The sequence below is a fragment of the Ruegeria conchae genome (assembly GCF_000192475.1).
GTDB classification, from domain to species: Bacteria; Pseudomonadota; Alphaproteobacteria; order Rhodobacterales; family Rhodobacteraceae; genus Ruegeria; species Ruegeria conchae.
Map to the genome: position 1 here is coordinate 36,301 of NZ_AEYW01000021.1, position 13,209 is coordinate 49,509.

General features: G+C 56.8%; 12 protein-coding genes. 5 read left to right on the plus strand and 7 right to left on the minus strand.

The window, feature by feature from the left end; translation table 11 throughout:
* Positions 1–2 precede the first annotated feature (2 nt).
* Genes murJ through G7G_RS0118110 form a run of 3 tightly spaced genes read right to left on the minus strand, consistent with a single transcriptional unit; the run spans position 3 to position 5,492 of the window.
* Positions 3–1,544: a murein biosynthesis integral membrane protein MurJ gene (murJ, locus tag G7G_RS0118100; protein WP_010442867.1), complete on the minus strand. Its 1,542-nt coding sequence runs from the start codon at positions 1,542–1,544 to the stop codon at positions 3–5.
* Positions 1,541–4,360, minus strand: a complete 2,820-nt coding sequence (locus G7G_RS0118105; RefSeq protein WP_010442868.1) for a [protein-PII] uridylyltransferase — start codon at positions 4,358–4,360, stop codon at positions 1,541–1,543. The genes murJ and G7G_RS0118105 overlap by 4 nt, the downstream gene beginning before the upstream one ends.
* Positions 4,320–5,492, minus strand: coding sequence for a penicillin-binding protein activator (locus G7G_RS0118110; RefSeq protein WP_010442869.1), 1,173 nt, complete (start codon positions 5,490–5,492; stop codon positions 4,320–4,322). The genes G7G_RS0118105 and G7G_RS0118110 overlap by 41 nt, the downstream gene beginning before the upstream one ends.
* 87 nt (positions 5,493–5,579) lie before the next feature.
* Here G7G_RS0118110 and rsmI point away from each other — a divergent pair, with 87 nt between their 5' ends.
* The 3 genes from rsmI to gshB all read left to right on the plus strand — a co-directional run bounded on the left by rsmI (position 5,580) and on the right by gshB (position 7,804).
* On the plus strand, positions 5,580–6,437 hold the full coding sequence (rsmI, locus tag G7G_RS0118115; protein WP_010442870.1) for a 16S rRNA (cytidine(1402)-2'-O)-methyltransferase: 858 nt from the start codon (positions 5,580–5,582) through the stop codon (positions 6,435–6,437).
* Between the two features lie 4 nt (positions 6,438–6,441).
* Positions 6,442–6,810 carry a YraN family protein gene (locus G7G_RS0118120; protein WP_010442871.1) on the plus strand — a complete coding sequence of 123 codons (369 nt, stop codon included), beginning with the start codon at positions 6,442–6,444 and terminating at the stop codon, positions 6,808–6,810.
* A gap of 61 nt (positions 6,811–6,871) precedes the next feature.
* Positions 6,872–7,804 (plus strand): glutathione synthase, encoded by a 933-nt coding sequence (gshB, locus tag G7G_RS0118125; protein ID WP_010442872.1) that lies wholly within the window; start codon positions 6,872–6,874, stop codon positions 7,802–7,804.
* Here gshB and G7G_RS0118130 read toward each other — a convergent pair.
* Genes G7G_RS0118130 through cobU form a run of 4 tightly spaced genes read right to left on the minus strand, consistent with a single transcriptional unit; the run spans position 7,801 to position 11,403 of the window.
* On the minus strand, positions 7,801–9,315 hold the full coding sequence (locus G7G_RS0118130; RefSeq protein WP_010442873.1) for a YifB family Mg chelatase-like AAA ATPase: 1,515 nt from the start codon (positions 9,313–9,315) through the stop codon (positions 7,801–7,803). The two genes, gshB and G7G_RS0118130, sit on opposite strands and share 4 nt — an antisense overlap.
* A 48-nt stretch (positions 9,316–9,363) precedes the next feature.
* Positions 9,364–10,248, minus strand: coding sequence for a glutathione S-transferase (locus G7G_RS0118135; RefSeq protein ID WP_010442874.1), 885 nt, complete (start codon positions 10,246–10,248; stop codon positions 9,364–9,366).
* Between the two features lie 58 nt (positions 10,249–10,306).
* Positions 10,307–10,885 (minus strand): histidine phosphatase family protein, encoded by a 579-nt coding sequence (locus G7G_RS0118140; protein ID WP_010442875.1) that lies wholly within the window; start codon positions 10,883–10,885, stop codon positions 10,307–10,309.
* Positions 10,882–11,403 carry a bifunctional adenosylcobinamide kinase/adenosylcobinamide-phosphate guanylyltransferase gene (cobU, locus tag G7G_RS0118145; protein ID WP_010442876.1) on the minus strand — a complete coding sequence of 174 codons (522 nt, stop codon included), beginning with the start codon at positions 11,401–11,403 and terminating at the stop codon, positions 10,882–10,884. The genes G7G_RS0118140 and cobU overlap by 4 nt, the downstream gene beginning before the upstream one ends.
* A gap of 101 nt (positions 11,404–11,504) precedes the next feature.
* Between cobU and G7G_RS0118150 the strand changes: the two genes are divergently transcribed.
* Both G7G_RS0118150 and G7G_RS0118155 read left to right on the plus strand, forming a co-directional pair.
* Positions 11,505–12,383: an RNA polymerase factor sigma-32 gene (locus G7G_RS0118150; RefSeq protein WP_010442877.1), complete on the plus strand. Its 879-nt coding sequence runs from the start codon at positions 11,505–11,507 to the stop codon at positions 12,381–12,383.
* Positions 12,380–13,201, plus strand: coding sequence for a ChaN family lipoprotein (locus G7G_RS0118155; protein ID WP_010442878.1), 822 nt, complete (start codon positions 12,380–12,382; stop codon positions 13,199–13,201). The genes G7G_RS0118150 and G7G_RS0118155 overlap by 4 nt, the downstream gene beginning before the upstream one ends.
* Positions 13,202–13,209 lie beyond the last annotated feature (8 nt).

The following is a 13,209-nucleotide window of genomic DNA, read 5'->3' on the forward strand; positions in this document are numbered from 1 at the left end:
ATTCAGCCTCGTTTTAGTACATTTCGGAATTCCGAAAGCCTAAACGCGCCGAAGACGTGGCCCAACAAGAAATAGGCAATTGCTGCGGTAACGATGAGCATCAATAGCGCCAGGTAGCGCCAGCCGGGTATGCCAAACGCCCATCCAAACAAGTGGATCGCAGCAAACAACACGACGCCCATGCCCGCCGAGGCGGCCACGATCCGCCAGATTCTCTGTTTGAATCGATCGTCAAATCGTGCCTCGTCCCCCATCCTCCGTGCGCCGATTGCCAGCAAAGCTACCATCGCCCAACCAGCGGTCGAGGCCGCGATCGCGGGCGCAATCCAACCGGCGACGGGATACAGGCCAAAGGCAAGCCCGGCATTCACCGCCATCGCAAATACGGCGTATCTAAACGGTGATTTTGTATCCTCGCGGGCGAAAAACAGCGGCTGTAATAGTTTTTGCAACATGAACGCAGGCAACCCGATGCCATAGATTGCGACGGCAAGAGCGGTCGCTGCCGTATCCTCGGCGCTGAACTGGCCGCGTTGGAACAGAACCGAGACCAATGGGCCAGGAATGATGAGAAAGGCAACCGTTGAGGGTAGGGTCAAAAGCAAAGTGAACTCACCGGCCCGAGAAAACGCGTTGCGGGCGCCGTCTTTGTCCTCTGCGCGCAAACGGCGCGATAGGTCAGGCAATAATACGATGCCAACTGCGATTCCGACCACTCCCAATGGCAGCTGATACAAACGATCCGCTGCAAATAACCAACTGATTGCTTTTTCGGTTTTGGAAGCTACAAGCTGCCCCACTACCAAATTGACCTGCGTCACCCCCATGGCCAGCGCCGCTGGCACAGCGATCCGCACCATACGCCGCATTTCTGGGCTAAGCGTCGGCCAACCCGGCCGTATACGAATTCCGGCGCTTTCAGTGGCAACCCAGACTAATGCCAGTTGTGCGACACCAGCGACCGGGATGACTGCGATCAGCCAGCGGATCACGTCCCCTCCCGACATGGCTCCAAAGATCAATGCAAAACAGGCAAATATGTTCAGCAACACTGGTGCCGCAGCGGCAGCCGCAAATCGACCAGTCGCGTTTAAAACACCGGAAAACAACGCGGCAAGAGACATGAATAGGATGTAGGGGAACACGACGTATCCATAGTCCACTGCCAGATCAAAGCGCTCGTCTCCGTAAAAACCTTCAGCGGTAATCCAGACCAAGCCGGGCATAAAAACCATCGCCAACCCGACCAAGGCCAGCACAGCCACCGCCAACAGATTGAATGCGTCCTGCGCAAAGCCCTCTGCGTTCTCATCGCCCTCCAGGCGTTTCGAGAACATCGGCACAAAGGCTGCATTAAATGCACCTTCAGCAAAGAAGCGGCGGAACATGTTGGGCAGGCGAAACGCCGCGACAAAGGCATCCATAACCGGGCCCGGGCCGATAAAGGCGGTCAGCAGAATTTCCCTCAGAAAACCCAGAATACGGCTGGCGAGGGTCCAGAAGCCAACGGTGAAAAAGCCCGAGATCAGGCGGATCGGCTTCATGAGGCGGCCCGCTCCGCACCTTCGACGATGGCTTTACGAAGCTTGGCTTCCAAGCCACGCTGCTTGGCCTCAGAATGGTATTTCAGACCAAACATATCCTTGACATAGAACGTATCAACCACCTGTTCGCCATAGGTCGCGATCACCGCATTCGCGATGTAAACATTGGCTGCCGCCAATGTTCGGGCCAGATCATAAAGCAGGCCGGGCCGATCACGCGTGTCGACCTCGATGATCGTGTAGATTTCCGAGCCTTCATTATCGAAGGTGACGTGTGTTGGGACGTTAAAGGCGCGCTCACGTTTTTTGATCTTGTCGCGTGACTTTAGGGCGTCCCTGGCCACCACTTCACCCTTCAGCGTCTTGTGGATCATCTGGGTCAGACGCGGAAGGCGAGAGGCTTCGAAAGGATGGCCTTCGGCGTCCTGTATCCAGAATGCGTCGGTCACATAACCGTCTTTTGTCGTATAGCTGCGTGCATCTACAACGTTGGCCCCAACCAGAGCCAGCGCCCCGGCAATCCGAGAAAAGATACCCGGGTGGTCGCCCATGGCAAAGCAAGCGCGGGTCGCGTCGCGATCTTCATCCGGATGCAAGCGGATCTCGACCGCCCCTGGATCACCGCTGTCTTCGAGAGATTTCAGCATCTCCGCAAACTCGACATGGGTCGCAAGGTTCAACCCTTGCCAATATGGATCGTAGTGTCGCCCGGTTTCAGTCTTCAGATCGGCTTTGGACCAGCTGTCCAGCTCGGCACGCAACTGCTTTTTCGCCTCTGCGCCACGGTTGGCACGATTGAGAACCTCCATGCCGGATTCCAGCGCGCGCTTGGTGTCTGCGTGCAAGGCGCGCAGCAATGTGGCTTTCCAGTTGTTCCAGGTATTTGGCCCGACACCGCGAATGTCACAGACCGTCAGCACCGTGAGCAAATCCAATCGCTTTACTGTTTCAACCGCTTTGGCGAAGTCGCGGATTGTGCGCGGATCAGAAATATCGCGCTTTTGTGCCATATCGGACATCAACAGATGGTATCGCACCAGCCATTCCACGGTTTCGGAATCTGCCTTGTTCAGTCCCAGACGCGGCGCCACCTTGCGAGCGATTTGAGCGCCGAGGATCGAGTGATCTTCAGGCCGCCCCTTCCCAATATCGTGTAGCAGCAAGGCAACGTATAAGACCTTGCGATTGACACTTCGCTCAAGGATCGAGGACGCCAGCGGCAGCTCTTCGATTAGCTCTCCGCGTTCGATCTGGGCCAGATTTACGATGCACTGGATCGTGTGTTCGTCCACAGTATAGCTGTGATACATATTGAACTGCATCATCGCTACGATGTGTTCGAACTCGGGCAGGAAGGCCGACAGTACACCCAACTCGTTCATTCGGCGCAGGGCCCGTTCGGGGTTGCCGTGTTTCAGCATCAGATCAAGGAAAATGCGCCGCGCCTCTTTGTCGTTGCGCATGTCTTCGTCGATCAGGTTCAGGTTTGCCGTAACCAAACGCATGGCGTCCGGGTGGATCAACATGCCTGTGCGCAGGCCTTCCTCAAACAGCCGCAGCAGATTGACCTTGTCTGACAGGAATTTGTCGGGGTCCGCGATATCCAGACGACCATGAACAACCCTGTACCCGGCCTTGATCCGACGTCGACGGCGAAAAATGCGTTCCAGTAACGGCGCGCCCTTCATATGGGACGCCTCCAGCTTGGTCAGGAATATGCGGGTCAACTCGCCCACACGTGTCGCCTCGCGGAAGTACCGCTGCATGAATACTTCAACAGCCCGCCGACCCGCGCGGTCTTCGTAGCCCATGCGATCCGCCACCTCGACCTGCAGATCGAAAGTCAGCTGTTCTGTCGCGCGACCGGTCACCAGATGCAGATGCGACCGGACAGCCCAAAGGAATTCTTCGGCCTGAACGAATTCACCGAACTCTTCCGGTGTGAACAAACCCATCGGGACCAGTTCGGCAACATCTTTCACGCTGTAGATATATTTTGCGATCCAGTAGAGCGATTGCAGGTCGCGCAGGCCGCCTTTGCCTTCTTTGACATTGGGCTCAACCATATAGCGCTCACCTTGTTTCAGGTGCCGCTCATCCCGTTCTTTCAGCTTGGCTTCGATAAATTCCCGCTCAGTACCCTTGAACAGCTCGCTTTTCAGATGTTCTTCAAGCTCTTTCGCAAGCGTCTGATCCCCGGCGAGATAACGCTGCTCCAGCATGGCAGTGCGAATGGTGAAATCATCTGCACCCAAGCGCAAACAGTCTTTGATCGTACGCGAAGAATGCCCGACCTTCAGTCGCAAATCCCAGAGGATGTAGAGCATGGATTCGATCACGCTCTCGGCCCAGGCGGTGATTTTGTAGGGCGTCAGAAACAGCAGGTCCACGTCGGAGGAGGGAGCCATTTCACCCCGGCCATAGCCTCCGACCGCCAATACGGCGATTTTTTCCCCACGAGTAGGATTGGCGAGCGGGTGCAAATGCTCGGTTGCGACCCGCATTGCGGTCCGCACCATCTGATCCGTCAGATAGGTATAAGAATGTGTCAGAGGGCGTGCATCGAATGGGCGCTGTGAAAATGAATCGGAAATCGCCTTGCGTCCAGCCTTTTGGGCGTCTCGCAGAATACGCACTGTTTCTGCGCGCAGCGCAGCGTTGTCCGAGCTGTTTTTAATTGCATCGGACAATCTGGCATCGACGGAAACGCTGTCAAAAATCTCGTCGGCTGAACAGATCAGGTCGTCTTTAGACGCGGTGGCCAGCGCCAGTCGCTCAGAATCCGGCGCCAGAGAAGCTTTGTGGGGCAGGGTCAATCACAACCACCTGTTTGTTCTGGATCGTGGCAACTGCCAGACCGCGTTCATTCGTACCGTTAGGTCGCAGGCGGAAGATACCACCGACACCCTGAAATCCGGCGTTTTGGGTCAGAGCCGCCCCAGTCAGGGCATCGGATTTGCCTTGGCTCACCAACGCGCCAATGGCGGCAATCCCATCGTAGGCAAGCCCGCTGATCGGGTGCGGTGCTTCACCATAGGTATTGTTGTACCGCTGGCGATATGCCTGTGCCTTTGCAGGATCAGGTAGCGCGAACCATCCGCCTTGGACACCTGGTAATTCCAACGTCTGTGCCGGGATGTCCCAGCGCGTCAGGCCGATATATTGCGTTGTTGCTGGTGAAACGCCTGCCTCTGGTAGCAATTGGCTGTAGAGGGGCAGTGCGCCCGCCGTCGTCGCAGTCAAGAAGATCGAATCCGCACCAGTAGAGTCGACTGTCGCCTTGATGGTCGGAACCGAATCGATCACTCCCTGCTGAGATCGGTCATATCCAACGGTACCCGCATTATTGACGCGGCTGTTGCTGAGCGCAGTGGCAATGGCAGACCGGCCCAACTGGCCTGCCGAGTCATTGCTATGCACTATGACAGTATTGTTCTTACCCTGCTGTCCGGCGTAGTTCACGAGCCTGTTGGCCGTGTTTTGGAATGTGGGCCCGAGCACATAAACATTGCCGCCCGCAATGCTGGTGTTGTTCGAGAAGGACAGCACGTTGACGTTGTTGCTTAGAACAGCAAGGCCCGCCGCATTGGCCGCCTGCGCATATACTGGACCAAGAATGATCTTAGCCCCATCCGCAACGGCTTGCTGTGCGACACTCGATGCTGTTCCTGCATTTCCAGCCGTGTCATATACCCGCAGGTCAATCTTGACGTTCGGCAAATCCGCGATCGCCAGACGTGCGGCATTCTCAAGGCTTCGCGCAAGGGCGGCATCACCAGATTGAGGCGATCCGCTTGGCACCAGAAGCGCAACCGGGACCGGGTCTGAGGCGTTGATCGAAGGACCTCCACCCAAGCCTCCGGCATCACAAGCAGCGAGGAATGCGGCCGTAGCCAGAGCGATGGCGGATTTCGCCAGTTTGCGTGCGGGCTTGCAAACGGTAAACATCTAAAAGAAAACTCCCTGATCCGGCGTCTGAGGGCACCTTGGTCTATTGATCCGCGATAATAAACGTCACGCTGTGAGGGTCCAGCTTTGAATTTCCAAAAGATCAGATTGGCCGCAGGGCTGTATTTTGTCGCCACTCCAATCGGGACAGCGCGCGACATTACGCTCAGGGCTTTGGATGTGCTGGCCTCGGCAGACATGATCGCTGCCGAGGATACCCGTAGTCTGCGTCGGTTGATGGAAATTCATGGCGTGCCGCTCGAGGGGCGTCGTATTTTGGCCTATCACGATCACAGCGGAGCTGGCGCACGTGGCAAGATCCTTGAGGCGCTCGCGCAGGGGCAATCGGTTGCCTATGCATCCGAGGCCGGAATGCCCCTGATTGCCGATCCCGGCTATGATCTGGGGCGTCAAGCAGCCGAGGCCGGGCATAACGTGACCTGTGCACCGGGCCCGTCTGCCGTATTGACCGCACTGACATTGGCCGGTCTACCGACCGACGCCTTCTTCTTTGCCGGTTTCCTGCCCAATGCTTCTGGCGCGCGGCGTTCGCGAATCGAGGCGCTGCGTAGTGTCCCCGGAACGCTGGTTTTCTACGAATCGCCGAAGCGTGTGGCGGGTTGTCTCGCGGATCTGGCCGCAGTGCTGGGTGGTGAGCGCCAGGCGGCGCTCTGCCGAGAACTGACGAAGAAGTTTGAAGAAACCCGAAGAGGGACGTTGGCGGATCTTGCCTCCGAGTATCAGGATGCATCCGTCAAGGGCGAAGTTGTCTTGCTTGTAGATCGCGCCCATTCGCAATCTGTTAAGGAAACCGACGTAGAAGAGGCCTTGATAAGAGCCTTGGAAACGCATTCGGTACGGGATGCAGCAGATCTGGTATCAGAGATGTTCAGCCTGCCGCGCCGTCCGATTTATCAGAAGGCCCTGAAACTGGGAAAAGGATGAAATCATGCGGCGATCTGTTCGGGGTTCGGTTTCATATCACGCCGGACGTTCGGCAGAGTTTAGCGTTGCCACTGAATACCAGCGCCGAGGGTATTCAATCGCACAGCGCAGATGGCGCGGCGCAGGTGGCGAGATTGATTTGATTGCGCGCAATGCGGATGGGTTGGTCTTCGTTGAGGTCAAGAAAAGCCGCAGTTTTGAAACCGCCGCCGCTCGCATCAACCGTCGACAGATGGATCGAATTTGTGCATCTGCTGCGCAGTATCTTGAACAGGAACCCGGCGGGCAGTTGACAAACACGCGCTTTGACGTCGCTTTGGTGGATGATACCGGAACTGTTCAAATCATCGAAAACGCCTTCGGTATGAACTGATCACCATTGAACCCGTCGAGTCTCTGCGCCATGTATCAGGCGTGGAATTGAGGGATAGACCATGAAAATCGCCTTTCAGATGGACCCGATCGGGGCCGTGGATATCAATGCCGACAGCTCGTTTCGTTTGGCAGAAGAGGCTCAGGCCCGCGGCCATCAGCTTTTTTTCTATGGCCCGGATCAATTGGCGTATCAGGAGGGCAAAGTTACTGCGCGCGGGCACGACATGACAGTGCAAAGGGTCGCTGGCGACCCGGCTGTTCTGGGGCCAGAACGCGAAGTGGATCTAGCTGATTTCGATGTGGTCTGGTTGCGGCAAGACCCTCCGTTCGACATGCACTACATCACTTCGACCCATTTGCTGGACCGTCTCCGGGGGCAGACCTTGGTGGTGAATGACCCGTTTTGGGTGCGAAACTATCCGGAAAAGCTGCTGGTTTTGGATTTTCCTGAACTGACGCCGCCCACCACAATTGCGCGGGATCTGCACACCATCAAAGTGTTCAAAGAGAAACACGGCGATATCATCCTCAAGCCGCTCTATGGCAATGGGGGCGCTGGTGTGTTCCGCCTTGATGTGAATGATCGCAACCTGACATCGCTGCATGAGTTGTTCACGGGTTTCTCGCGTGAGCCGTTGATTGCACAGAAGTTTTTGCCGGATGTAAGAAACGGCGACAAACGTGTCATCCTCGTGGATGGCGAGCCGGTGGGGGCCATCAACCGCGTTCCAGCCGAGGGTGAAACCCGCTCGAACATGCATGTGGGTGGGCGCCCTGAGAAAATTGGCCTGACTGATCGCGATATGGAAATCTGCGCTGCAATTGGGCCGTTGTTGAAAGAACGTGGACAGATCTTTGTCGGAATCGATGTGATTGGCGACTACCTGACCGAGATCAATGTCACGTCACCCACCGGCATTCAGGAGCTTGAGCGGTTCAACGGTTTGAATATCGCCGAAAAAATCTGGCAGGCGATTGAGGCCAAGTTTTAAGCCCCTGCCTTTGCGCTGATGCGAAAGCTCAGCGCCTCGGCGACATGGGGGCGGCGCACGTCCGGCTCTCCATCGAGATCGGCGATGGTGCGGGCGACCCGCAGGATACGGTGGAAGGCGCGGGCCGAAAGGCCGAAACGCTCGGCAGCTTTTAGAAGCAACTCCTTGCCTTCGGAATCTGGCGCGGCGATTTCTTCCAATAGGTTGCCTTGAACATCCGCGTTTTGACGGGTCTCGGGGGTGTCGCGAAACCGGTCAGCTTGAACAGCGCGCGCGGCTTCAACGCGCGCAGCCACAGCGGCTGAACTATCGCCCGAAGGTGGCAAATCGAGATCGGTAAAACCTACAGGGGGTACTTCGATACGCAGGTCGAACCGGTCCATTAGTGGCCCTGAGATGCGGCCCAGATAATCCTCGCCACAAACCGGTGCGCGCGAGCAGGCACGGGACGGATCAGTCAGGTATCCACATTTGCAGGGGTTGGCAGCGGCCACCAGCATGAACCTGCATGGGTATTTCACATGGGCGTTGGCGCGGGCGACCATGACTTCGCCGGTCTCAATCGGTTGTCGCAAGGTTTCCAGAACGGTGCGCGGGAATTCGGGAAACTCGTCCATGAAAAGAACGCCGTTATGCGCCAATGAGATTTCACCGGGTTTTGCACCTTTCCCCCCACCGACGATAGCCGCCATTGAGGCGGTGTGATGCGGCTCTCGAAACGGTCTGGCACGGCTGATGCCGCCTTCGTCCAACAACCCACAAAGCGATTGGATCATCGAAGTTTCCAGCGCTTCGACCGGCGTCAGCGGTGGCAAAATTCCTGGCAAGCGCGCCGCCAGCATGGATTTGCCCGAACCCGGCGTCCCGATCATGATCAGGTGATGCCGCCCCGCGGCGGCGATTTCCAAGGCCCGTTTAGCGCGTTCCTGCCCTTTTACGTCTCGCAAATCACTCGCGCTGGGCGAAAGACTGACCTCGCCCGGCGTCGCGGCGGGCAACGCGGATTGGCCGGTGAAGTGCCGCACCACATCTCCTAATGAGCCAGCACCGATCACTTGCGTGGCATCTACCCAAGCGGCTTCCGAGCTAGAGGCGCTGGGGCAAAGCAAGCTACGATCTTCAGCGGCAGCCGTCATGGCGGCGGGCAACGCTCCGACAACCGGAACAAGCGAGCCGTCCAACGACAATTCGCCCAAAGCAACAGCGCCCTCGGCGGCGTCCGCAGGAATGATCTCTAGCGCAGTAAGCAACGCAACTGCGATAGGCAGGTCGAAATGGCTACCTTCTTTGGGCAAATCGGCGGGCGACAGGTTGATGGTGATCCGTTTCGAGGGCAGTGCGATGGACATCGCGCTCAGTGCGCTGCGCACCCGATCCCGCGCCTCAGAAACTGCCTTGTCCGGTAAGCCAACGATGGAAAACGCTGGAAGACCCGGTGAAACGGCGCATTGCACTTCGACCGGGCGGGCATCGACCCCTTGAAAAGCGACGGTGTGGGCGCGGGCGACCATGGCAATCCTGTTTTTTGGTTAACAGGACGTTGCTGCCACGTCTGCGGTTTAGGAATCGTTAACGCCGCCGATCATCGCCGTAAAATTCGGCCAAGCCCCAGGGTCGGCAACAGTTTTGTCCCGGCAAAACGGGTTGCAAAAGCCCCAAACCTTACCTTCGAGTTCTAAGTAATCCCTCACCGGTTTTCCGGAGTAGGGACAGGCGGAGTTAATGGATGGGCCGGTACTGACGGTTGCCGCTTTCGAGTTCTCGCCAATCGGCCAGTTATGGGCGGTAAGGTTTTGTGGATAGGGAAAGGGATCATACTCGACGGTCATGCCCATGGCGCGCCATTGCCGAACGGAAATGTCTGAAAGCAGGTCCATGCAGTAGGTGCGATTGGCCTCAGACACGGGTAAATCGTAGCCGATAATTCGTGCTGCAACCGGAGTATAGAAGACATCAGCCAACGAGTATGCGCCAAACAGAGGGCCCGACTCGGCGCTCGAAATACTCCGAGCATGGGCCCAGAGGGTTTCGATCCGCTGCAGATCCGCCAGCGTATCTTTAGAAGGGGTGAAGCCTTCCCAGCGATATTTCAACTGCATGGGGCATTGCCCCCGCAGTGCTGTGAATCCGGCGACCATTTCAGTACAAAGCCACCGGGCCGTTGCACGAGCTGTCGGCTTTGTTGGCCAAAGTCCGGCGTCAGGGTGATGTTCGGCCAAAGTCTCTGCCATGGCGAGGCTTTCACCGACCACAGTTCCATCGGGTAGCCGCAATGCTGGTACCAGACGTGCTGGTGCCAGTGGCTTCATATCCGCTGCCATCGTCCCGGAGTAGAGGCCAATCATGTGGGTGCGGTAGGGCAGGCCGAATTTTTCGAGCATCAGCCATCCGCGCAAGGACCAGCTTGAAAACAACCGGTCGCCGATAAAGAGGTCATGGGTCATGCGCCAACGATGCAGGGTCGATGCGCGTTCGTAAATCAGTGATTTGTGCGCAGTCCTATCACGGTCGGTGATTGATCCGCCCCACCGACCAGCCAGCTTCGAGGCGTGTAATCTCGGTAACCGAAAGATTATCGATTCGGTGACTGAACGCCTCTTGCGCATCCACGTCCAAGGCACGTTGGATTTGAGTCAGGATTACGCCGAAATGAGCGACCACTACCAAATCGCGTCCTGAATTGTCGGCAATCAAGGTATCAACTACCGCATCGACCCGCGCGCGGACTTCATTCCAGCTTTCCCCATCTGGGGGTCTGACATCTCCGGGATTGTCCCAGTATGCAAAGCAAAGCTCGGGGTCTTCAGCCTCGATCTCTGCAAATGGGCGCAACTCCCATGTGCCAAAATTGATTTCGCGAAGATCGGCATGGTGCGGCAGACGCTGGCGTGTGCCTTGAATTGCACTGGCCGTGTCGGCGGCGCGTGACAAATCCGATGAAATCACGACGGCATTGGAGGGAAGGTGCGTTTCGAGACGGCCGATTGCAGCGTGATCGCTCAAGTCAGCGGGCAGATCGGACCAGCCTACCATGGTTTTGGCATGTGTCGGGCCGTGCCGTACCAAATGTAGCCGGGTCACAGGGGTGGTCCCTTTAGAACCAATGGTAGCCCGGCCGTGACCTGCACCACCCGATCCGCCTGTGCAGCAAGTGCTATGTTCAGGCGCCCCTGTGCCTCGCGGAACCGACGGGACAGCGCATTGTCAGGCACGATGCCGTGGCCGACTTCGTTCGAGACGATAACGATTTGCGCTGCACAGGTTTTCAACGCGTTCAGCAGTTTGGTTTGCGCTTCGTTAAGATTGCTCTCAGCGAGCAGGTGGTTGGTCAGCCACATGGTTGCACAGTCGATCAGGCAAACCTGATCCCGCGTCAGCTTTGCGAGTTCTGGTGTCAGATCGAATGGTGCTTCAATCGTCGTCCACCCGCTGCCTCGTTGTGCAATATGTTGCCTGATTTTTAGGCGCATCTCGTCATCAAACACTTGTGATGTTGCGAGGTAAATGCGATTTTTACCTGTAGAAACAACAGTTTGTTCCGCAAAAAGGGATTTTCCGGATGCCGCGCCGCCCAAGATAAAGGTTAAATCGGCATGCACTTTTATTACCTTTCTGGTGATCCAACCGGTTTTGCCCTGCGTATCGACCCTGAGTCGGCAAAGCAAGCCCGGCCAATCGCCTGTGAAAAAGGGAGATTTGCATGGCACTTGATAACGCACATGATTTTTCGATGTCCCGGCAGGCAATGAAGGCCGAATTGCTGGACGCAGAGACAGAGTTGAAGCTGGCCTATGCCTGGCGCGATGAACGCGATGAGAAAGCTCTGCACCGCCTGATCACGGCCTATATGCGGTTGGCAATTTCTATGGCAGCCAAATTCAAACGCTACGGCGCGCCGATGAATGATCTGATTCAAGAGGCGGGACTGGGTTTGATGAAAGCCGCCGACAAGTTTGATCCGGACCGGGGCGTTCGCTTTTCAACCTATGCGGTGTGGTGGATTAAGGCGAGCATTCAGGACTATGTGATGCGTAACTGGTCAATGGTGCGCACCGGTTCGACTTCTTCCCAGAAATCTCTCTTCTTCAATATGCGAAGGGTTCAGGCGCGTCTTGAACGTGAAGCGGCGACCGAAGGCATGGATTTGGATCGCCACCAGTTGCACCAGATGATCGCGGCTGAAATCGGTGTACCGTTGCGTGACGTCGAGATGATGGAAGGGCGGCTCGCCGGGTCCGATTTCTCACTGAATGCGATTCAGTCGGCGGATGAAGATGGGCGCGAGTGGATAGATGCGTTGGAAGATGACAGTGAACAAGCCGCCGAAGCGGTCGAGAACAATCATGATAGGCAGCAATTGCGCGAATGGTTGGTTACGGCCATGCAGGCTTTGAACGAGCGTGAGAGATTCATCGTCCGCGAACGAAAGTTGCGCGAACCCGCTCGGACTTTGGAAAGCCTCGGTCAGGAGCTTGGTCTGTCGAAAGAACGTGTGCGTCAGCTCGAGGCAGCAGCCTTCATAAAAATGCGCAAGAACCTTGAAGCTCAATCGCGCGAGGTGCAACACTTCTTCGCATGAAAGCACTTGCGATTCTTACAGCTTTTGTGTTGCTCGCCGCACTATCTCAGCCGGGCAGCGCCGATGAACTTATACCTCAGGATGTCTTGGACGATATGCAATCGGCAGACGTCGTTATTCTGGGTGAAATACATGACAACCCGCGACATCATCTCGTGCAGGCCGAAGCGGTTGCAGCAATTGCGCCATCTGCGGTTGTTTGGGAAATGGTGACCGAAGAAGGCGCACAGCGACTGGCGCAGAAAGCGGCGAGTAATCCTGAAGAGCTGTCCAGAATTCTGCGCTGGGCCGAGTCTGGTTGGCCCCCACTCAGCATGTATTACCCGGTTTTTCGCGCGGCCAATGTGCCCGTTTACGGCGCGATGGTGCCTCGAGCTGCCGCGCGTGCAGCTATGGAGCGCGGAGCAGCGACCACTTTAGGGGCGGACGCGGCCAGATATGGGCTGACAGTACCCTTGCCTGACGATGATCAGGCCGCGCGTGAGGCAGATCAACTTGCGGCCCATTGCGATGCTTTGCCTGCCGAGGCCTTGCGGCAGATGGTTGCAATTCAGCGTTTGCGGGACGCGGTGCTAACGCGTGCCATATTGCGGGCCGCGGATGAAACGGGCGGGCCGATTGCAGTGATCACGGGCAACGGCCATGCACGCAAAGATCGCGGAATACCAACTTTTTTGACGCGCTTGCGGCCCGGACTCAAAGTCTTTGTGCTCGGGCAATCTGAGGATGGGCTGATTGACGGAGACTTCGACGCCGTGATTGATAGCCCTACTGCAGAACGTGAAGATCCCTGCGAGGCCTTCGAGGCACAGAATTAACCGCTGGA

Bases quoted from the DNA above. Each gene is read 5' to 3' on its own strand.
- murJ (WP_010442867.1), bottom strand. From the start codon at position 1,544: ATGAAGCCGATCCGCCTGATCTCGGGCTTTTTCACCGTTGGCTTCTGG.
- G7G_RS0118110 (WP_010442869.1), bottom strand. From the start codon at position 5,492: ATGTTTACCGTTTGCAAGCCCGCACGCAAACTGGCGAAATCCGCCATC.
- G7G_RS0118120 (WP_010442871.1), top strand. From the start codon at position 6,442: ATGCGGCGATCTGTTCGGGGTTCGGTTTCATATCACGCCGGACGTTCG.
- gshB (WP_010442872.1), top strand. From the start codon at position 6,872: ATGAAAATCGCCTTTCAGATGGACCCGATCGGGGCCGTGGATATCAAT.
- G7G_RS0118130 (WP_010442873.1), bottom strand. From the start codon at position 9,315: ATGGTCGCCCGCGCCCACACCGTCGCTTTTCAAGGGGTCGATGCCCGC.
- G7G_RS0118135 (WP_010442874.1), bottom strand. From the start codon at position 10,248: ATGACCCATGACCTCTTTATCGGCGACCGGTTGTTTTCAAGCTGGTCC.
- G7G_RS0118150 (WP_010442877.1), top strand. From the start codon at position 11,505: ATGGCACTTGATAACGCACATGATTTTTCGATGTCCCGGCAGGCAATG.
- G7G_RS0118155 (WP_010442878.1), top strand. From the start codon at position 12,380: ATGAAAGCACTTGCGATTCTTACAGCTTTTGTGTTGCTCGCCGCACTA.